At 44.0% G+C, this 473-nt stretch carries 1 pseudogene; it reads left to right on the top strand.

Annotated elements, in window-relative coordinates:
* Positions 1-262 precede the first annotated feature (262 nt).
* Positions 263-473, top strand: a pseudogene (locus D4A39_RS19155) (transposase); the annotation flags it as partial.

Here is a 473-nt window from a genome sequence, read left to right as displayed (position 1 = left end):
GGATATTCAGTTAAAGGCTAATTTATTATTTGCCAACATCATAGAAATATCGTAAGGCTATAGTTAATTTTTGCGTTTTAAAGTGTTGGATTTCCTATTCTTTTCCGTATTTTTACATGCATAAAGGCTTATAGTTATGACCTATCAAGAAATATTAGCAGCCGCACAGACTCTGTCAGAGACAGAGTGTGCCTCATTGGTATCCGCATTGTCTTCCGGGAGCTTTTCCCTTTCCGGCTCTCCCCGTCTGTCCCAGCTTTTGGATAAGCAAGGCAGCTGTCCTCATTGTGGAGGTAAGCACTATTACCGTTTCGGCAAGGACAAGGGTGCCCAACGCTTCAAATGCAAGGATTGCGGCCGTACCTTCACCGAATATACAGGTACGTGGCAGGAGGGGCTTCACAAGAAAGAACTTGTAGGACTTTATTTGGAACTGATGGCCGACCAGAAGTCTTTGGATAAGATTTCGGCAG

Source organism: Alcanivorax profundi (genome assembly GCF_003597125.1).
GTDB lineage: Bacteria > Pseudomonadota > Gammaproteobacteria > Pseudomonadales > Alcanivoracaceae > Alcanivorax > Alcanivorax profundi.
This window is presented reverse-complemented; position numbering and strand designations above follow the sequence as displayed.